The sequence below is a fragment of the Streptomyces sp. NBC_01016 genome (genome assembly GCF_026341035.1).
Classification (GTDB): domain Bacteria; phylum Actinomycetota; class Actinomycetes; order Streptomycetales; family Streptomycetaceae; genus Streptomyces.
In genome coordinates this window covers 490,024-509,171 of record NZ_JAPEOQ010000001.1, presented here as the reverse complement: position 1 = coordinate 509,171, position 19,148 = coordinate 490,024, and the positions used below count along the sequence as shown (strand labels likewise).

General features: G+C 70.1%; 17 protein-coding genes. 5 read left to right on the top strand and 12 right to left on the bottom strand.

Annotated elements, in window-relative coordinates:
* Positions 1-34 precede the first annotated feature (34 nt).
* The gene (locus OG746_RS02425; protein ID WP_266711176.1) at positions 35-2,113 is read left to right on the top strand and encodes a PTS fructose transporter subunit IIABC; all 2,079 of its coding nucleotides are present in this window, start codon (positions 35-37) and stop codon (positions 2,111-2,113) included.
* A gap of 84 nt (positions 2,114-2,197) precedes the next feature.
* Here the strand turns inward: OG746_RS02425 and OG746_RS02420 are convergent, their stop codons facing one another.
* On the bottom strand, positions 2,198-2,830 hold the full coding sequence (locus tag OG746_RS02420; protein WP_266711174.1) for an HAD-IA family hydrolase: 633 nt from the start codon (positions 2,828-2,830) through the stop codon (positions 2,198-2,200).
* A 23-nt stretch (positions 2,831-2,853) separates the two neighbouring features.
* Positions 2,854-4,254: a recombinase family protein gene (locus OG746_RS02415; protein ID WP_266711172.1), complete on the bottom strand. Its 1,401-nt coding sequence runs from the start codon at positions 4,252-4,254 to the stop codon at positions 2,854-2,856.
* A gap of 199 nt (positions 4,255-4,453) precedes the next feature.
* On the opposite strand from OG746_RS02415, the gene OG746_RS02410 reads away from it, so the two are divergent.
* Positions 4,454-4,702: a hypothetical protein gene (locus OG746_RS02410; RefSeq protein WP_266711171.1), complete on the top strand. Its 249-nt coding sequence runs from the start codon at positions 4,454-4,456 to the stop codon at positions 4,700-4,702.
* A gap of 48 nt (positions 4,703-4,750) precedes the next feature.
* Here OG746_RS02410 and OG746_RS02405 read toward each other — a convergent pair whose 3' ends face one another.
* The 4 genes from OG746_RS02405 to OG746_RS02390 all read right to left on the bottom strand — a co-directional run bounded on the left by OG746_RS02405 (position 4,751) and on the right by OG746_RS02390 (position 9,477).
* Complete coding sequence (locus tag OG746_RS02405) at positions 4,751-5,530, bottom strand: DUF6227 family protein (protein WP_266711169.1); 780 nt, start codon at positions 5,528-5,530, stop codon at positions 4,751-4,753.
* A gap of 199 nt (positions 5,531-5,729) precedes the next feature.
* On the bottom strand, positions 5,730-6,902 hold the full coding sequence (locus tag OG746_RS02400; protein ID WP_266711167.1) for a L,D-transpeptidase: 1,173 nt from the start codon (positions 6,900-6,902) through the stop codon (positions 5,730-5,732).
* Positions 6,903-7,107: 205 nt separating this feature from the next.
* Positions 7,108-8,241, bottom strand: coding sequence for a P1 family peptidase (locus OG746_RS02395; RefSeq protein WP_266711165.1), 1,134 nt, complete (start codon positions 8,239-8,241; stop codon positions 7,108-7,110).
* Between the two features lie 51 nt (positions 8,242-8,292).
* Positions 8,293-9,477: a low temperature requirement protein A gene (locus tag OG746_RS02390; RefSeq protein WP_266711163.1), complete on the bottom strand. Its 1,185-nt coding sequence runs from the start codon at positions 9,475-9,477 to the stop codon at positions 8,293-8,295.
* 301 nt (positions 9,478-9,778) lie between these two features.
* Between OG746_RS02390 and pflB the strand changes: the two genes are divergently transcribed.
* Genes pflB through OG746_RS02375 form a run of 3 tightly spaced genes read left to right on the top strand, consistent with a single transcriptional unit; the run spans position 9,779 to position 13,187 of the window.
* The gene (gene pflB / locus OG746_RS02385; RefSeq protein ID WP_266711161.1) at positions 9,779-12,049 is read left to right on the top strand and encodes a formate C-acetyltransferase; all 2,271 of its coding nucleotides are present in this window, start codon (positions 9,779-9,781) and stop codon (positions 12,047-12,049) included.
* Between the two features lie 48 nt (positions 12,050-12,097).
* Complete coding sequence (gene pflA / locus OG746_RS02380; RefSeq protein WP_266711159.1) at positions 12,098-12,910, top strand: pyruvate formate-lyase-activating protein; 813 nt, start codon at positions 12,098-12,100, stop codon at positions 12,908-12,910.
* A gap of 46 nt (positions 12,911-12,956) precedes the next feature.
* Positions 12,957-13,187: a hypothetical protein gene (locus OG746_RS02375; protein WP_266711157.1), complete on the top strand. Its 231-nt coding sequence runs from the start codon at positions 12,957-12,959 to the stop codon at positions 13,185-13,187.
* A 19-nt stretch (positions 13,188-13,206) separates the two neighbouring features.
* On the opposite strand, the gene mscL is transcribed toward OG746_RS02375, so the two are convergent.
* The 6 genes from mscL to OG746_RS02345 form a co-directional block, all read right to left on the bottom strand.
* On the bottom strand, positions 13,207-13,671 hold the full coding sequence (gene mscL, locus OG746_RS02370; RefSeq protein ID WP_426903118.1) for a large conductance mechanosensitive channel protein MscL: 465 nt from the start codon (positions 13,669-13,671) through the stop codon (positions 13,207-13,209).
* A 117-nt stretch (positions 13,672-13,788) separates the two neighbouring features.
* Positions 13,789-14,346 (bottom strand): RcpC/CpaB family pilus assembly protein, encoded by a 558-nt coding sequence (locus OG746_RS02365; protein WP_266711155.1) that lies wholly within the window; start codon positions 14,344-14,346, stop codon positions 13,789-13,791.
* A 214-nt stretch (positions 14,347-14,560) separates the two neighbouring features.
* Positions 14,561-15,424, bottom strand: coding sequence for an S-methyl-5'-thioadenosine phosphorylase (locus OG746_RS02360; RefSeq protein WP_266711153.1), 864 nt, complete (start codon positions 15,422-15,424; stop codon positions 14,561-14,563).
* 82 nt (positions 15,425-15,506) lie between these two features.
* Positions 15,507-15,869, bottom strand: coding sequence for an FmdB family zinc ribbon protein (locus OG746_RS02355; RefSeq protein WP_266711152.1), 363 nt, complete (start codon positions 15,867-15,869; stop codon positions 15,507-15,509).
* Positions 15,870-15,938: 69 nt separating this feature from the next.
* Positions 15,939-17,231 (bottom strand): MFS transporter, encoded by a 1,293-nt coding sequence (locus OG746_RS02350; RefSeq protein ID WP_266711150.1) that lies wholly within the window; start codon positions 17,229-17,231, stop codon positions 15,939-15,941.
* Between the two features lie 237 nt (positions 17,232-17,468).
* Entirely contained in the window at positions 17,469-19,004 is a 1,536-nt protein-coding gene (locus OG746_RS02345; RefSeq protein WP_443063218.1) for a potassium/proton antiporter, read from the bottom strand.
* Between the last annotated feature and the right edge of the window lie 144 nt (positions 19,005-19,148).

Genomic DNA, 19,148 nt, shown 5'->3' with positions numbered 1-19,148 from the left:
TCACCCCACCCATGCGTAGGCAAAGGAGCCCGCGATGACGGAGATGATCACCGCGGACCTGGTCGACCTCGACCTGTCCGCCGGAACGAAGGAAGCGGCGGCCAGGTCGCTGGCCGAACGCATGGTGACCCTCGGCAGGGTCACCGACCTCGACGGTTTCCTCGCCGACGTCGCGGCCCGCGAGGCCCAGATGCCGACCGGCCTGGACGGCGGCATCGGCATCCCGCACTGCCGCAGCGAGCACGTCACCGAGCCGACGCTCGCCTTCGGCCGCAGCGCCGAGGGCATCGACTTCGGCGCCCCGGACGGCCCCGCCGACCTGATCTTCCTGATCGCGGCCCCGGCGGGCGCGGACGACGCCCACCTCACGATCCTCTCCTCGCTGGCCCGCCAGCTGATGGACGAGGACTTCAAGTCGGCACTGCGCGCGGCGACCGACGCGGAGGCAGCGGCGGCGCTGATACGCGGCGACGAGCCGACCCCGGAACCCGTAGCGGCAGAAGAGGCCGAGTCCCCGGCTCCGGAGCCCGTAGAGCCGGAGCAGCCCGCGGCGGCAGAAACGTTCAAGATCGTCGCGGTCACCTCCTGCCCCACCGGCATCGCCCACACCTACATGGCGGCCGAGTCCCTGGAGAACACCGGCCGCGACACCGACGGCGTCGAACTCGTCGTCGAAACGCAGGGCTCCTCCGGCTTCACCCGCCTCGACCCGGCCGTCATCGCGGCCGCCGACGGCGTGATCTTCGCCCACGACGTCCCCGTACGCGAGAAGGAACGCTTCGCCGGAAAGCCCACGGTCGACGTCGGCGTCAAGGCCGGCGTCAACCGCCCCGCCGAACTCATCGCCGAGGTACGGGAGAAGGCAGCCCGCGGCGAGACCACGGGCCGCGCCGACGCGTCATCCACACCTGTGGACAACTCCGGTGAATCCACGGACGGTTACGGCACAAAGCTCCGCAAGTGGCTGATGTCGGGCGTCAGTTACATGGTGCCGTTCGTGGCGGCGGGCGGTCTGCTCATCGCGATTTCCTTTGCGCTCGGCGGTTACAAGATCGCCAACACCGACGTCCAGTCGGTCGTCGACGCCTTCAACTGGGGCTCGATGCACAGCTGGGCGGCCCTGATGTTCTGGACCGGTCAGGCGGCCTTCGGCTTCCTGGTGCCGGTGCTCGCCGGATACATCGCCTACGGCATGGCCGACCGGCCCGGCCTGGTGCCCGGTTTCGTCGCGGGCTCGATCGCGGTCACGATCGACGCCGGATTCCTCGGCGGCCTGGTCGGCGGTCTGATCGCCGGTGCGGTGGTCATGGCGATCCAGCGGGTCAAGGTGCCCGATGTGCTGCGCGGCATCATGCCGGTCGTGGTGATTCCGCTCGTCTCGTCGGCGGTCGTCGGCTTCCTGATGTTCGCTGTCGTGGGCCAGCCGATCGCCTGGGTGCAGACCCGTCTGACCGATTGGCTGGGTTCGCTGTCGGGCTCGAACGCGATCATCCTGGGCGTCGTACTCGGCGTGATGATGGCCACCGACCTCGGCGGCCCGCTCAACAAGGTCGCGTACGCCTTTGCGGTGGGCGGCCTCGCCAACCCCAACGACGGTTCGCTCAAGGTGATGGCGGCTGTGATGGCGGCGGGCATGGTTCCGCCGCTGGCCATGGCACTGGCGACGACGGTCCGGTCGAAGCTGTTCACGAAGGCTGAGCGGGAGAACGGCAAGGCGGCCTGGGTGCTCGGTGCGTCGTTCATCACCGAGGGGGCCATCCCCTTCGCGGCGGCCGACCCGTTCCGTGTCATTGTTCCGTCGATGGTCGGCGGTGGTATCACCGGCGCACTCTCGATGACCTTTGGTGCGACTCTTCGAGCCCCGCACGGCGGCATCTTCGTTGTCCCGCTCATCGGCAACGCCTGGCTCTACCTGGTGGCGATCGCGGTGGGCACGTGTGTGACAGCGGCGCTGACCGTTCTCCTCAAGTCCCTGCGCAAGCCCGCGGTTCAGCAGGCAGATCTCGCGGCAGCGCAGGACTCGGTGACTGACGCGGTGGCACCGTCACCGACGTCAGGTGCTCACGGGACCGCGGCGGAGCCGGGCACGAAGCAGCCTCAGCCCACTGCATGAGCGCACGGTAGGCGCTACATGCCTTGCAGAGCGGCGGCCTCTCGTCGAGGTCGCCGCTCTCGCGCGCTCGCACAGAGCGGTGATTCAGCCGTCGAACAGAGAACCCACCGCCGTCCGGAGGCCGGCAGGCCCCAGGTAGTGCACGCCGGACATGCCGAGCGCGACGGCCGCTTCCACGTTTTCGATCCGGTCGTCGACGAACAGGCATCGCTGGACCGGGGCTTGGGCCCGCTCGGCCGCGATCTCATAGATCTCCCGCTCGGGCTTGGCGACGCCCACCCGGGCGCTGTTGACGACGTGGTCGGCAAGGTCCGCCAGCCCCAGGGATTCGAGGTCCCGCTCCAGATCCAGGGTCGCGTTGGTCACCAGGACCAGGGGCACGCGCCTGCGTACCCGGCGCAGCATGTCCACGACCGCGTCGTCGCACCGGGTCGGAGCGTTTGCAAGCGCTGCCCCCAACTCTCGGGCCTGCGCGCGGGGGACCAGACCGGTGAGTGCCGATGCGATGGAGTGCACCCACTTCTCCTTGGTGATCTTGCCCAGAAGTAGCGGCAGGTCCAGCTCCGGGGCGAAGGCCACGTCTGCCGTCGTGCCCTCGGGGAGCCCAGCGGCACGCTCCAACTCGGCCAGTGGGGCCGTGTCGTAGAAGCGGATCACGTTGTCGACGTCGCACAGCACTGCGTCAATGGGTCTGTCGGGTATCCGGGAAGCCGTCACCAGCCATGAATAGCACGGTGCTGTCACACGCCCTGGAGCGCCGGGGCCGCGCGATCCGCCCAACGGATGTCGACCGTGGCCGGGTCGAACCAGCGGCCGCGAGGTGCAGGACGCAGCCGGACCTCGTCCACGTGTGCCGCCAATTGGGCACGCTGCTCGGGCAGTTCGAACGCTCCCCAGTGTGCGATGGCGTGTTGAGCGGATCGGATCGACTCGCCCTGGCGCCGGGCCAGAGCGCTGTAACGGTACGTGGCCCCGGCATCTGTCGTGACAGGGGTCGAGGGGACGGCAGCCGTGGCAACCTGCCGCAACCGCGCGAGCAATTGATCCGCCACGTAACTCTCCAGCGAGGCGGCGGTACGGGACAGCCGGCCGCATCCGCCGTTGATCGCGGGACAGCGGTAGAACGGCTGCCGCGTACCGGCGGCGGTGCCGGTACGCACCGTGCGTGAGGAGACGACCATCGACGCCCCGCATTCCGCACAGCGAACCCGGCCCGACAGGAGACGGGTGTACAGACCTGGCGGCGGACCGCTGTGGCCGCGCTCATGGGCCCCTTCGAGCTGCTCCTTCAGGCTGCGCACCGCGGGCCAGTAGGTCGCGGGCGCGGCGACGCGCTGCCATTCGCCCATGACCGGAAGGCCGACGTCGTCGTGCAGCACGAGATCGGGTGTCCACAACTGGCTACTGGCGCGCCGTTCTTCGGCCGAGGCGTAGATGCGGTATCCGGCGTTGCGCGGGTTGATGAGGCGGAGCAGCACGGTCTTTCGGGAGACCGGCTTGCCGGTGCGCCCCGTCACGCCGTGATCGAGCCAGTCCGCGCGGATTTCGCGTACGCAGGCACCCTCGGCCGCGGCTTCGATGCCGCGACGCAGCAATGATGCGGCGGGATCCTGCAAGCGGCCTTCCTTGTCCCACCCCCAGGCGGTCGCCCCGATGTGCGGCTGCCCCGCCAACGCCCGGTGCAGATTGGCGGACCGCTGACGCCGAGCCGTCGCATCCGCCTCACTGCCCCCGTCGAGGACCTGCTGCAGAAATCGCGTACGTCCTTCGTGCGTGGCCAGGTCGACCCCGCCCTCGACCGAACGTCCCAGCAGCTGCGGATGCTCCTCGTACACCGCGCACACCCGGGCGGCGTCCGACGCGCGGCGAGCGACCCGGTCGGCGTGGACGAAGACGAACCCGTCGATCACTCCGGCCGCGAGATCCGCGATGAGCTCGTCGAACGCGGGGCGGGGGACTCCGGGCAAGGAGGCGGAGCGGGCGTTGTCGTCATAGACACGGACCACGACACCACCGAGCGTGACCACGAGTCGACGGCACGCAGCCTCTTGGCGGGCCACCGCCCCACCATCCGGGGATCCGTCGGGCCCGCGTGCCACGTCCGACTGCCGGACGTAGATGCCCAGCGCTGCTGCTCGCATGTGTCGCCCCCACCAGGTGATCGATGCCATGAACGGTACGAGGGCTGTTGTGCGAATAGGCGTGTTCGCCGGGGGTTCACCCGAGCGTGCGATACGTGGCGTAGGTGGTTGATCGCCCAGCACGGGGGTGCTGTCCGGTGTTGCGAGATACGTCACGGTCCGGGACCAAAGTCCCGGACTGTGGTGTTCACTGGAACGCATGCCTGAGCACGTGTCGATCCTTCAGCAGCTGGGCCTGGCTCTGGTCGCTCTTGCGGCCGTGGCATGGGTGATCGGACTGGCCCGCCTGGCGCGCGCTGTCGCTTTCGGTCCGCCGCAGCCGCGGACGCAGCTGCCGATGGGCGCGCTGCCGACGCAGTCCCGCGCGCCCGCGCTGGAGTCGGTGCCGCTGACGGCCGACGAGCAGGACGCTTTCGCAGGACTGGTACGGGAGTTCAGCCGCCGGTAGTCCTGCCGGTGGTCCGGGGAGTGCCACCATCGACAGTCCCGCGGAGTGCTACCGCCGAGCCCGCGGGGATGACGCCGCCCGGTGCTCCATCGCCGCTCGCGCAGCGGCCTGCGTCGCGTAGACCTCGCACATGTGCCGCCCGTCCGGCGTCGCCGTGTGCTCGACCTCCCAGAGGCTGAGTTCGCAGCCGTCGCGCAGCAGGAACGCGTGCTCGTACAGCGCGAATCCGTGGCTGACGCGGCAGCCGAAGGCCTGTGTGATCTGGTGTGCGCACGCTTCCCGCAGCAGTCGCGCCGTGCCGGGGCCCGGTCGCGTCGTGACGTCGGGGTTCTCCGCGCGGCGCAGCAGGCGGCGCGCGTGGTCGACGGAGCTGTCCGGGTCGCCGGTGCCGAAGGTGCGGCGCATCGGCGGGGTCGGGGGGAGCTTGACGGGGGTCATGGGGACGTGGAGGTCGAACTCCGGCTCGGCCTCGTGGGGGAGCGGGAGCCGTCCCGTCGCCAGGTGCAGCTCGTCCTCGGACACGTAGACCTCGTGCTGCGGTGTGCCGTTCCGCCCCGTGTTGTGCACGAGCTCCCAGAGGGTGAGCGAGCCGCCGTCGATCAGCAGCCAGTTGTGCCGGTACGTCTCGCGGTGGCGGCCGCCGCTGTGGTGGGCCGAGTGCAGGGAGCCCGCGTACGCGAGGGCGCCGTCGAGCCGCTCGAGCGTCTCGTCGGGCAGGTCGAAGGAGTTGAGCGCGCGCCCGAGGAGTCGCCCGAGCTGCGCTTCGGGTGACGCGTCCGGCTCGGTGCCGAACCCGACACCGGGCTCGGAATCATGCGGAACGCTCAAGGCACCTCCCAAGTATTGCTTCGTGTCACCTCGTGGGTGCATACCGTAGTCCTTCGCTCGGACATCATGTCCGGGAAATGACAAACGGGGAACGGGATTTGAGCAACGTGCCTGGACAACGCACGGGCCGCGCGGGGGGTTCCCGCGCGGCCCGTGTCGGTGAGGGTTCGTGGTGGGTTCGTGGTGGGGTGGCGGCCGGTCAGGCGGCGCTGCCCGCCGTCCACTGACTCCACGCCATGTTCCAGCCGTTGAGGCCGTTGTCGGGGGCGACCGTCTCGTCGTGCGAGTTCTTCATGACCACGACGTCGCCGACGAGCGAGTTGTCGAAGAACCACTTGGCGGTCGTGTCGCCGCCCGCGCCCTTCACGTCCCGCATGCCGACGCAGCCGTGGCTGGTGCCCTGCGAGCCGAAGATGCCCGGTGAGCTCCAGTAGTTGCCGTGGATGAACGTCCCGGACTGGGACAGGCGCATCGCGTGCGGCACGTCCGCGATGTCGTACTCGCCGCCGAAGCCGACCGTGTCGCCGTTCATGCGCGTCTGCACGAACTTCTCCGAGATCACCATCTGCCCGTTGTACGTCGGGTGTTCGTTGCTTCCGGTCGAGACGGGGACCGTCTTGATCGTCTTGCCGTCGCGGACGACCGTCATCTCCTGCGTGTTCGCGTCGACCGTGGAGACCTGCGAGCGGCCGACGGTGAACGTCACCGTCTTGTCCTGCACGCCGTGCACCCCGTTCGCGCCCTCGACGCCGTCGAGGTCGATCTTCATGGTGACCTTGGAGCCGGCCTTCCAGTACTCCTGGGGCCTGAAGTCCAGGCGCTGCGCGCCGAACCAGTGGCCGACGACCTTCTGGCCGCCGCTGGACGTCACCGTGATGTGCGACTGCACGTCCTTCTTGTTGGTGATCGCCTTGTCGAACGTGAACGAGACCGGCATCCCGGCCCCGACCGTCGACCCGTCGTCCGGCGTGTACGTGCCGATGAAGCTGTTGGCGCCGGAGACCGTCGTGAAGATGGAGTTGGCGGCGGCCTTCTGCCCACTGCCGTCCTTGGCGGACGCGGAGATCCGGTACTTGGTGCCGCGCTCCAGCTGCTCCTTCGGCTTCCACGCCGCGCCGTTCTTCACGATCGTGCCGGGCACGGCCTTGCCGCTCGCCGACTCGGTCATCTTCACGCCTGTCAGCTTGCCGTCGCTGACCTTCACGCCCGTCGCGTTGATCGACGCGCCGGTCGAGCCGTCCTTGGCGGAGATGGTGATCTTCGGGGCGTCGTCGTTCTTGTTGTCGGCGGTGGCGTCGCCCCCGCAGGCCGTGAGCGTCAGTGCGCCGACGGCGATGGCCGCGCACACGACGGCTATGTTCTGCCTGCTCACGGTCTGCTCCCTTTTCGTGGTTTCTGCTGTTCCGCTGCTTCTCTACCGATGTGTGGGAAGAGCGCGAGACGGCCGGAGGGGTTCCCTCCGTTTGTTGTGAACGCAGCCACAGGGACAGTTCTGTTACGGGGCGGTGGATCTCTGTTACACGGTGTCGGGCCGGCCCCCGTAGAGATCGCTCTACGAGTAGAGGTCAGAGGTCGCTCTACGAATAGAGGTCGCTGTACGAGAGGTGGGTGCGGCCGCCGGCCGTTACGGACTCCGCCGTGCGCACGGCCCGCACGATCGCCCGCGTCACGAGGTCCGCGCCCGCCGCGAGGATCTCGTTGAGGGCAAGGGGGTTCGCGGCGTCGAGCGGGCGCTCCCCGGTGGCGAGCGCGAACACCGTGTCCCCGTCGTTGAGCAGATGCACAGGCCGTACGGCCCGCGCGATCCCGTCGTGCGCGGTACCGGCGACCTTCTGCGCCTGGGCGCGGGTGAGGTCGGCGTCGGTGGCGACGATGGCGAGGGTGGTGTTGAGGGGCGGCGGGCCGGTGGGCGCGGTGGCACCGCCCCACGCGCCGGCCCCGGCGGTGCGCCCGGCTCCGCCCGCCTCGTCCGGCGACCCCGCCCCGTCCAGCGGTCCCGCCCCGTTCGCAGCGGCCGCCTCCGCCAGCCGCTTGCCCGCCGCCTCGTGCGCCTCCGGCGTCGGGTACGTCACCGGTCCGCGTCCCGTGAAGAACTCGCCGTACAGCGCCCCGGTGGCCGGGTCCACGGCGGAGCCCGCGGCGTTCGCGACGACCAGGGCGGAGACGGTGATCCCGGATTCGAGGACCGTGGACGCGGTGCCGATGCCGCCGCGCAGCTTCCCGACGAGCGTGCCGGTGCCCGCGCCGATGTTGCCCTCCTGGACGGGGGAGCCGGGCTCCGTCGCGGCGGCGGCCTCGACCGCGGCGCGGCCCAACGCCGCGTCCGGCCTGGCCCGCCAGTCGCCGCCCCGGCCGAGGTCGAACACGCACGCCGCCGGAACCACCGGCACGACCTCCCCCGGGCGGGCGCCGGCCGGGACCCCGCGCCCCTGGTCCTCCAGCCACGCCATCACGCCCGACGCCGAGTCGAGCCCGAACGCGCTGCCGCCCGTGAGCACGACCGCCTCGATCCGCTGCACGAGATTGCGCGGGTCCAGCGCGTCGGTCTCCCGCGTGCCGGGGCCGCCACCCCGCACGTCCACGGCGGTGACCGCGCCGCCTTCCGGGGCGAGCACGACCGTCGTACCGGTCAGGAATCCGTCCCCGACACGGGTGGCGTGTCCGACGCGCAGGCCGGGGACATCGGTGAGGGCATCGTTGCGTGTCGTCATGTCCCATGCCTACCACGGGAGTTGGCGCCCGCCCGGGGTGGCCGGTCCCCGTCAGGCGGGCTGCGCCTCGCCCGTCCGCGAGGACAGCGTCACCCCGACCACCACCGTGAGCGCCGCGACGATCCCCGCCGCGAGCACCGCCCAGTGACCCGCGAACGTGCACAGGAGCACCAGCAACGCGCTGACCGGCAACGCCAGTTTCTGCGCGAGGCCCACCTTGAAGTACCGCGAGTGCAGCGCCCACACCAGCAGCAGGAACACCGCGGACGGGACCGTCACGGCGGCGGAGGCCGCGGTCGTGGAGATGTGCGCCTCGCCCACCGCCTGCTCGACGGCGACCTCGATGCCCGCGCCGATCGACGCCGCCGAGGCGAGGATGAAGAAGTGGCCGTAGCCCCATACGAACGCCTGCCGGTTGCTGCGCAGCCGGTCGTGGATCGGCACCGCGAAGTAGATCCACCAGGCGGCGAAGACGACGAGGAGGCCGCCGGCCGCGATCGGCAGGAGCTCGCCGAGCGCGTCGTTCTCCTCGATGCCCGACTTCACCGCGACCGTCGCCGCGGCGATCGACTCGCCGAGCACGATGATCGTGAACAGGCCGTAGCGCTCGGCGATGTGGTGCGGGTGCCAGGACGTCTGCCGGTCCCGCTCCGCGTACACCGGTACGCACATCTCCAGGATCGCCATCGCCAGGAACACCCAGCCCTGCGCCGCCGTGGGCGTGAACAGCAGTGCCAGCCAGCCGACCTGGCAGGCGAGCACCCCGCCCGCGTACCGCAGCGCCACCCGGCGCTCGGCGCCCGTGGTGGAGGCTGCGGCCCGCAGCCAGTGCGTGGCCATGGCGACCCGCATGATGAGGTAGCCCAGCCAGACCACCATGTAGTTGTCGTGCGCGAACGCCTGTGAGACCCCGGCCGCGAGCACCAGCACGCCCGCGATCTGGACGAGTGTGATCAGGCGGTAGAGCGCGTCGTCGTTGTCGTAGGCCGAGGCGAACCAGGTGAAGTTCATCCACGCCCACCAGATGGCGAAGAAGACGCGCGCGTAGTCGATCACGCCGGCGCCCGAGTGGCCCTCCGCGACCGCGTGCACCAGCTCCGCCCCGCCCTGCGCGACGGCGACGACGAAGCACAGGTCGAAGAACAGCTCCAGCGGTGAAGCGGCCCGATGTTCCTCGTCGCGCCCCCTCTCGACCATGCGGCGGATCGGGGAGCGCTTGTCTGGGGTGGACGTCATGCGCCCACCCCAGCAGATCCGGCCGCGCCGTGGGGGATTCGGCACGCAGTCCGCACGTGCACGGCAGCCCGCGGTACCACGGAAATCCGGCACATTTCTTGTGAATGCGTTCACAAGCGAACATGGGTCGAAAGTCCCGAGGAAAACCCCAGGTCACCCCGGAAGTGCCAGCGGATTCCGGCCCGAAGTAAGGCCCTACGGTCCTGAACTCAGGACCATTGCCGCCCCTCCGGCGAGCCCCGCAGGAGTGCAATGAACACGTAGCAACCCACCGGTCGAAGAGATGGGGAAGGTGCCGCAGATGACTGCCACTCCCGCGGAAAAGACGACGCACGGCGAGGCCTGGGACGGCTTCAAGGGAGGGCTGTGGCGGGACGCCGTCGACGTCCGCGACTTCGTCCAGCAGAACTACACCCCCTACGAGGGTGACGGCTCCTTCCTCGCGGGACCGACCGAACGCACAACTGCCGTATGGGACAAGCTCCTCGGGATGTTCCCCGCGGAGATCGAGCGCGGCGTCCACGACGTCGACGCGAAGACCCCGTCCCGCATCGACGCCTTCCGGCCCGGCTACATCGACGGCACCGCCGCCGATCACACCGACCTCATCGTGGGCCTCCAGACCGACGCCCCGCTGAAGCGCGCGATCATGCCCAACGGCGGCTGGCGGATGGTCGAGGGCGCCCTCAACGCGTACGGCTACGAGGCCGACCCCGAGGTCCGCGAGATCTACACCCACCTGCGCAAGACCCACAACGAGGGGGTCTTCGACGCCTACACCCCCGAGATCCGCGCCTGCCGCTCCTCCGGCATCATCACCGGCCTCCCGGACGCCTACGGCCGCGGCCGCATCATCGGCGACTACCGCCGCGTCGCCCTCTACGGCGTCGACCGTCTCATCGCCGCCAAGCAGGCCGACAAGGACAAGCTCAGCGCCGCCTGGCCCACCGAGCACGTCATCCGGGACCGCGAGGAGATCTCCGAGCAGATCAAGGCGCTGAACGAGCTCAAGGCCATGGCCATGTCGTACGGCTACGACATCTCGGGCCCGGCCCGCACCGGCCGCGAGGCCGTCCAGTGGCTGTACTTCGCCTACCTCGCCGCCGTGAAGGAGCAGAACGGCGCGGCCATGTCGATCGGCCGCATCGACAACTTCCTCGACATCTACCTGCAGCGCGACATCGAGGCCGGCCGGATCACCGAGTCCGAGGCCCAGGAGTTCATCGACGACTTCGTCATCAAGCTCCGCATCGTCCGCTTCCTGCGCACCCCCGAGTACAACGACCTCTACTCCGGCGACCCGACCTGGGTCACCTGGTCGATGGCCGGCATCGGCGAGGACGGCCGCCCGCTCGTCTCGCGCACCACCTTCCGCGCGCTGCAGACCCTCTACAACCTCGGCCCGGCCCCCGAGCCGAACCTGACGGTCTTCTGGTCGCGTGAACTGCCGCGCGGCTTCAAGGACTTCGCCTCCCAGGTCGCCATCGACACCTCGGCCATCCAGTTCGAGTCCGACGAACTGATGCGCCCCAAGTACGGCGACGACACCGCGATCGCCTGCTGCGTCTCCGCGATGGCCGTCGGCAAGCAGATGCAGTTCTTCGGCGCCCGCGTGAACGTCGCCAAGGCGCTCCTCTACGCGATCAACGGCGGCCGCGACGAGAAGTCCGGCAAGCAGGTCGTGGAGGGCTTCGAACCCATCGAGGGCGAGTACCTCGACTACGAGACGGTCGCCGAGCAGTACGACGCGATGCTCGACTGGCTGGCGAGGACCTACGTCCACGCGCTCAACGTCATCCACTACATGCACGACAAGTACGCCTACGAGCGCATCGAGATGGCCCTGCACGACCAGGAGATCCTGCGCACCATGGCCTGCGGCATCGCGGGTCTGTCGGTCGCCGCGGACTCCCTCTCGGCCATCAAGCACGCGAACGTCAAGGTCATCCGTGACGAGACCGGCCTCGCCGTCGACTACGAGATCGAGGGCGACTACCCGGCCTACGGCAACAACGACGACCGCGTCGACGAGATCGCCAAGCGCATCGTCCACGGCTTCATGGAGAAGGTCCGCAAGCACCCGACCTACCGGAACGCCGTGCACACCCAGTCGGTGCTCACGATCACCTCGAACGTCGTCTACGGCAAGAAGACCGGCAACACCCCGGACGGCCGCCGCGCCGGCACTCCCTTCGCCCCCGGCGCCAACCCGATGAACGGGCGCGACGAGCACGGCTACATCGCCTCCGCCCTGTCGGTCGCGAAGCTGCCCTACGACGACGCCGAGGACGGCATCTCGCTGACCAACACGATCACCCCGGACGCCCTGGGCCGCACCCCCGGCGAGCGGATCGGCAACCTGGCCGGCGTGCTCGACGGCTTCATGGCCAGCGACGGCTTCCACATGAACGTCAACGTCCTCGACAAGGCGACGCTCGAGGACGCCATGGAGCACCCGGAGAACTACCCGCAGCTGACCATCCGGGTCTCCGGGTACGCGGTGAACTTCGTCCGCCTGACGCGTGAGCAGCAGCTGGACGTCATCAACCGCACCTTCCACGGCTCCCTCTGAGCCGGTCCTCCCGACCGGGACACCCTGAAGGACACGAGGAGGAACGCCATGACCGTGCTGCTCACCCGGACCGCGAGTGACCTCGGCGCGAACGACGCCGCCACCCCGGCCGCCGCCGCGACCCACCGCCCCATCGAGGGCTCGGTGCACTCCTGGGACCTGTCGACCGGCGTCGACGGGCCGGGCACCCGCTTCGTGACGTTCCTCTCCGGCTGCCCGCTGACCTGCCTGTACTGCCACAACCCCGACACCTGGAAGATGCGCAACGGCAAGCGCACCGCGGCCGACGCGATCGTCGCCGAAGCCGCCAAGTACACCCGGTTCATCGAGGCCGCGGGCGGCGGCGCCACCATCAGCGGCGGCGAACCGCTGCTCCAGCCGGTCTTCGCCGGTGAGCTGCTGCACCGCTTCAAGCACGAGCTGGGCCTGCACACCGCCCTCGACACCTCGGGCTTCCTCGGCGTGCGCGCCACCGACGCCCTGCTGCGCGATGTGGACCTGGTGCTGCTCGACATCAAGTCCTGGGACCGCGCCACCTACAAGCACGTCACCGGGCGCCCGCTGCAGCCGACCCTCGACTTCGCGCACCGCCTCGCCGACCTCGGCAAGAACGTGTGGGTGCGCTTCGTGCTCGTCCCCGGCCTGACCGACGACCCCGCCAATATCGAGGGCGTCGCCGCGTTCGCGGGCTCCCTCGGCAACGTCTCCCGGGTCGACGTGCTGCCCTTCCACAAGCTCGGCGAGGCGAAGTGGCAGGCGCTCGGCAAGACCTTCACGCTGCACGACACCCCCTCGCCCACCCCCGAGCAGGTCGCCTCCGCCAAGGCGATCTTCGAGTCCCACGGCCTCACGGCCGTCTGACCCGGCACGCCGGGGGCCGTCGCTCCCGGCGACGTACCCTGGAGCCATGAGCAGCCCCGCCCCGGACCCCGAGAAGCGCGACCTCGAAAAGCGCGATGCCGAAAAGCGCGATCCCAAGAAGCGCGACCCCAAGGCCGCGCTGATCTTCGACGATCCGCTGACGGCGCAGTCCTCCGACGACACGGACCGCGGCTGGGGCGAGCGGCCGACAGCCGGCGACAACAGCGCCGCCGACCTGGCCCGCTTCCTCGACGAGAAGCCGCCCCACCACATCTGAAGGGCCGCGGCCAGACCCGCTAGGGCTCGGTGTGCCCCGAGCCGCGCTGCGCCACGAGCGCGTCGCGGATCTCCTTGAGCACCTCCAGCTCGGAGACCTCCAGCACCTCCTGGGTGCCTTCCTTCTCGGCCTTCTTCGCGGCCTGCCGGGCGAGGTACTTGGCCATCGGCAGCACCATCAGGAAGTACACGACGGCGGCCGTGATCAGGAAGCTGATGGCGGCACTGAGGACAGTGCCCCACATGATCTGAATGCTGTCGTCGCTGCCGGCTTCGCACGTGCCCTTCAGGCAGTACGCGTACTTGTTCAGGTCCTGCGTCCCGAACGCTCCGACGATCGGGTTGATGACCCCTTCCACCACAGCGTTCACGATGTTGGTGAATGCGGCGCCGATGACCACGGCGACCGCCAGGTCGATCACATTCCCGCGCATGAGGAAGGCCTTGAAGCCTTCCCACAGGCTCGGTCCGTTGTTCTCGCTCACCAGAAGGCCTCTCTTCACATGTCCAGGTAGTGGAGCAAACGCTTCCGCAACCTACGACAGTTCGGGTCAGACCTGTCCAATTCGGTAGCTCGAACGGGGGACTTGCGGAGATATACGTCACCACACCGTCACCGCCAACCTAGAAGCGGCTCCGGCGCCCGCGAGTCGCGCCGCGGTCGCGCGTTCCACCGTCAGCACCACCAACGCCCCGCCCGTCGTCGAGGTTTCGCCGATATCGCCGCCTTGACCGAGAGTTGGCCTCGGCTTCGGCACGGACGCCACCCGCGCGCCGGACGCGAGCACCCGCACCCCCGGCCCGCCGTCCGCCCGCGCCGCCACCACGTCGACCCGGTCGCCCGGTCGCAGCAGCCGTACCGCCCCCGCGTCCGCGATCCGCACCGGCGCCGACACCGGCACGGCGGACGCGTCGGCCCGCCCGCCCGGCGCCGCCGCGTGCGGGGGCTCGGGCCCGCCTCCCGCGCCGGACGACGGCACCGCGACCGCCAGCGCCGCCGCGGTCAGGACGAGCCCCGCCGCCACGGCCGGCCGGTGCCGGCGCCTGCCCGCGCGCCCCGGCCGCCACCGCGCGCCGCGTACGTGCACGGGAGGGAAGGGCGGCACCTCGGACGTCGGGGGAATGCTGAGCTGGTACGGGACGGGTACAGATGCGGACACAGTCGCCACCGCCTGCGGATCGGTCGGGCCGGACGGGCACCGCGCCCGTCTCGCCGACCACCATCCGCCTCCGCGCCGCATCCCGCCGGAGCCCGTGCACTACCGAGCGGTTGTGGACAACTCCCTCACCCGAAGGGGAGATTCAGGCCTCACGAGGGGATATTCAGGTCTCACGGCAGCCTCAGGGCAGCATCACGGCAGCCTCAGGGCAGCATCACGGCAGCCGGAAACCCGGATCCATCCCGCCCAGCGCCCCGGCGCACGGGCAGTCCCGCTCCGCGTCCGCCGGCAGCCCCGCCACCGCGTCGAACAGCACCGTCCGCAGCCGGTCCACGTTGGCCGCGAACACCTGGAGCACCTCGTCGTGCGAGACGCCCTCGCCGCTCTCCGCGCCCGCGTCCAGATCCGTGACGAGGGTCAACGACGTGTAGCAGAGCTCCAGTTCACGGGCGAGCATCGCCTCGGGATGCCCGGTCATCCCGACCACCGACCAGCCCATGGCGGCATGCCACTGCGACTCGGCGCGGGTGGAGAACCGCGGCCCCTCGACCACCACGAGCGTCCCGCCGTCCACCGGTTCCCAGTCCTTGCCGCGCGCCGCCTTCACCGCGACCCTGCGCCCCGCGGGGCAGTAGGGGTCGGCGGGCGAGACGTGCACGACGTTCGGCACGGTCCCGTCCGGGAGCGGATGCCCGTCGAAGTAGGTCTGCGCCCGCGACTTCGTACGGTCCACGAACTGGTCGGGCACGAGCAGCGTCCCCGGCCCGTACTCGGGCCGCAGGCCGCCCACCGCGCACGGGCCGAGTACCTGGCGCACACCCACGGAGCGCAACGCCCACATATTGGCGCGGTAGTTGATGCGGTGCGGCGGCAGATGGTGGCCGCGGCCGTGCCGGGGCAGGAAGGCGACCCGGCGCCCCGCCACCTCACCGAGGAAGAGCGAGTCGCTCGGCGGTCCGTAGGGGGTGTCGACGCTGATCTCCGTCACGTCGTCCAGGAACGAGTAGAAGCCGGAGCCGCCGATCACACCGATCTCGGCGCCGGCGCTTGCGTTCACGTTGCTCGCGTTGGTCCCCATGGTCAGCACAGTAGTCACGTCGGGAACGCCGAAGACCCTGTCGTCGGATGACGACAGGGTCTCGTAAGAATTCGCGGCGTGGTTACGCGGCGGAGGACGTCGAAGAACTCGACGAGCTCGACGAAGACGAAGACGAAGACGAAGAGGACGTCGACGGCTTCGAGTCGGAGGACGACTTCGAGTCCGAGGACTTCGACTCCGAACCGGACGACGACTCGGATCCGGACGACGACTTCGAGGCCGACGCCGGGCTGCTGCTCGACGAGGAGCCGCGGCTGTCATTGCGGTAGAAGCCGGAGCCCTTGAAGACGATGCCGACGGCCGAGAACACCTTCTTGAGGCGGCCGTTGCAGCTGGGGCACTCGGTCAGGGCGTCATCGGTGAACTTCTGCACCGCCTCGAGGCCCTCGCCGCACTCGGTGCACTGGTACTGGTAAGTCGGCACTGTGTCTTCCTCCTGGCACTCTCACTCGATGAGTGCTAACGACGATCCATAGTGACCTATTCCGCGGGATCAGTCCACTGCCACGGGCTCGCGGTGACCCACACCACGTGCCACGGTCCGTCCCGTCGAGGGCGGCGCGAGCCGCGAGCGCAGCAGGAACATGACCACCAGGGCGAGCACCGTGCCGCCCATCGGGACGAGGAATCCGGCGCCGTCCCAGAAGCGGTCCTCCAGCTGTCCTGACACCGTCACGGCGGCCGCCTGACCGAGCGCGACCGCCCCGGTCAGCCAGGTGAAGGCCTCGGTGCGGGAGCCCGCGGGGACGATCTTGTCGACCAGCGTGTAGCCCGTGATCAGGGACGGCGCGATGCACACGCCGACCAGCAGGCCGAGCCCGGCGAGCAGCACCACGGACTGCGCCGCCCACAGCCCCGAGGCCATGACGGCGAGGGCCGTGTAGCCGACGAGGAGCCGGCGCTGCGGGGAGATCTTCCACGCGATGGCGCCGCAGACGAGGCCCGAGAGCATGTTGCCGGCGGCGAAGATCCCGTAGAGGACGCCGTTGAGGCCGGGCTCGCCGATCGCCTCGGTGTACGCGGCGAGCGAGACCTGCATGCCGCCGAAGACGGAGCCGATGCCGAGGAACGTGACGATCAGGACGCGCACACCGGGGACGCGGAGCGCGGAGGCGTTCTGCACGCGCGCGTGCCCCTCCAGGCCGGCCACGGGGGGCTGGGTGCCCTTCTGGGCGGCGAACAGGAGGCCGCCGACGAGCGTGAGCGCCGCCTCGGTGATCAGGCCCGCGGCGGGGTCGATGCCGGTGCACAGGGCCGTCGCGAACAGCGGGCCGAGCACGAACGTGAACTCGTCGGTGACCGACTCGAAGGCGGCGGCCGTCTGCATCAGGGGCGAACCCTGCAGCTTCACGCCCCAGCGGGAACGGACCATGGGCCCGATCTGCGGGGTCGAGGCACCCGTGGGTACGGCGGCCACGAACAGCGCCCACGTGGGCGCCCCGGACAGGGCGAGCGCGGTGAGCGTGAGCCCGGCCGCGGAGTGCACGAGCACGCCGGGCAGCAGTACGGCTCGCTGCCCGAAGCGGTCGGCCAGCTTGCCGCTGTAGGGCGCGAAGAGCGCCATGGCGACACCGGTCGTCGCGGAGACCGCGCCGGCGGTGCCGTAGGAGCCGGTGGTGTGCTGCACGAGCAGCACGATGGAGATCGTGAGCATCGCGAACGGCTGGCGCGCCGCGAAGCCGGGAAGCAGGAACGTCCAGGCCCCGCGGGTGCGCAGGAGCTGCCCGTAGCCGGGGCGCTCGGCCCGCTGGGTGCCGGGATCGGTGACCGTGTCCTTCTGTGGCACGGCCCTCGCCTTTCTGCCGCCTGGTAGCGCGCTGTCCTCCTGGTCGAGGGGTGCGCGCCGAGAGCCGTCCTCATGCGCCGGGAACCGAGTGATACCTACGGTCCGCGCCAGGAGAGGCCCTGGGCCAAGCAGATCGAACGCTGTGAAGCACAGCGCTGCAAGGGGACCGCGGCCGCTTTGCGGTCGCGCCGGCTCTACGTCAGGCAGAGTCGGTCGTACATGGTCTGTGCATCCATGCTAACGGGCTTCCGGGCCCGCGGTACCCAACCAACCGGCCAGCTTGCCGCCGAGGGCGACGGCCCGCAGGCGCGCCTCCGCGGCGTCCCGCACCGGGTCCGTGGCGACCACCAGGAGTTCGTCGCCCCGGCGCAGCACGGTGGTCGGGGCGGGCACGGACGAGGTGCCGTCGCGGACGACGAGCGTGACGGCGGCGCCCTTGGGCAGCCGCAGCTCGCCGACCTCCACGCCGTGCATCCGCGAGCTCTCCGGGATGGAGACGGACAGCAGGTGCCCGCGCAGCCGCTCCAGGGGCGCCGATTCGATGCCGAGGTCGGCGGCGTCGGAGGAGCCGGCGAGGCGCAGCTTTCCGGCGAGCCACGGCAGCGTGGGGCCCTGGATGAGGGTGTAGACGACGACCAGGACGAAGACGATGTTGAAGATCCGCTGGCTGTCGGCGACGCCCGTGACCATCGGGATCGTCGCCAAAATGATGGGTACGGCGCCGCGCAGCCCGGCCCATGACATGAGGGCCTTCTCCGCCCACGGTATGCGGAAGGGCACCAGGCTGACGACGACCGACAGGGGGCGCGCGACCATCGTGAGGACCAGGCCGATGAGGAGCGCGGGCACGATGTCGTCGGCCAGTTCGTGCGGGGTGACCAGCAGGCCGAGCAGGACGAACATGCCGATCTGCGCGATCCAGCCGAGCCCTTCGGCGAAGCCGCGGGTGGCCGGCCAGTGCGGCAGCTTGGCGTTGCCCATCACCATCGCCGCCAGGTAGACGGCGAGGAATCCACTGCCGTGGGCCATGGCGCCCGCGGCGTACGCGGACGTGGCGATGGCCATGACGGCGATCGGGTAGAGGCCGGAGGCGGGCAGGGCCACGTGCCGCAGGCCGAAGGAGCCGAGCCAGCCGACCGCGAGCCCGATGGCGGCGCCGATCGCGAGCTCCAGGGCGATCTCGCCGATGAGGACGTACCAGTGCTCTATGGGGCCCGCGGCGGAGAACGCGACGACAAGGATGACGACAGGGGCGTCGTTGAAGCCGGACTCCGCCTCCAGGACGCCGGTCACGCGTGCCGGAAGCGGCACCCTACGTAGAACGGAGAAGACCGCCGCCGCGTCCGTGGAGGAGACCACCGCGCCGATGATGAGTGCCTGTCGCCATTCGAGGCCCACCAGGTAGTGCGCGCCGACGGCCGTCACTCCCACGCTCACCGCGACGCCCACGAGGGACAGGGCGGCGGCCGCTGGGAGCGCGGGTTTGATCTGCTTCCACTTCGTGCCCAGACCGCCTTCGGCGAGGATCACGACGAGCGCCGCGTAGCCGATGACCTGCGTCAGTTCGGCGTTGCTGAAGTCGACGTGACCGATCCCGTCCTGGCCCATGACGACGCCGATGCCGAGATAGAGCAGGAGGCTCGGCAGTCCGCTGCGCGAGGAGATGCGCACGGCGGCGACCGCCACGAGCAGCACGAGTGCGCCGACGAGCAGGAGCTGGTTGAGCTGGTGGACAGTCAGGGGCTGTTCCTTCCAGGAGGGAAACTGCGACAGGGAAGTTACTTCGTTACCTTACCTAATCGTTAACGCTTTCTTGATGCCGGTTTCGTCACGCCGCTCTTCGTAGAACCCTGCTTCCCGACTCCGCGTCCGGAGCCGCACCGCACTGCTCGTAAGGTTGCTCTCGCCCGCAGCCAG

Bases quoted from the DNA above. Each gene is read 5' to 3' on its own strand.
- OG746_RS02425 (WP_266711176.1), top strand. From the start codon at position 35: ATGACGGAGATGATCACCGCGGACCTGGTCGACCTCGACCTGTCCGCC.
- OG746_RS02415 (WP_266711172.1), bottom strand. From the start codon at position 4,254: ATGCGAGCAGCAGCGCTGGGCATCTACGTCCGGCAGTCGGACGTGGCA.
- OG746_RS02410 (WP_266711171.1), top strand. From the start codon at position 4,454: ATGCCTGAGCACGTGTCGATCCTTCAGCAGCTGGGCCTGGCTCTGGTC.
- OG746_RS02395 (WP_266711165.1), bottom strand. From the start codon at position 8,241: ATGACGACACGCAACGATGCCCTCACCGATGTCCCCGGCCTGCGCGTC.
- OG746_RS02390 (WP_266711163.1), bottom strand. From the start codon at position 9,477: ATGACGTCCACCCCAGACAAGCGCTCCCCGATCCGCCGCATGGTCGAG.
- pflB (WP_266711161.1), top strand. From the start codon at position 9,779: ATGACTGCCACTCCCGCGGAAAAGACGACGCACGGCGAGGCCTGGGAC.
- pflA (WP_266711159.1), top strand. From the start codon at position 12,098: ATGACCGTGCTGCTCACCCGGACCGCGAGTGACCTCGGCGCGAACGAC.
- OG746_RS02375 (WP_266711157.1), top strand. From the start codon at position 12,957: ATGAGCAGCCCCGCCCCGGACCCCGAGAAGCGCGACCTCGAAAAGCGC.
- OG746_RS02360 (WP_266711153.1), bottom strand. From the start codon at position 15,424: ATGGGGACCAACGCGAGCAACGTGAACGCAAGCGCCGGCGCCGAGATC.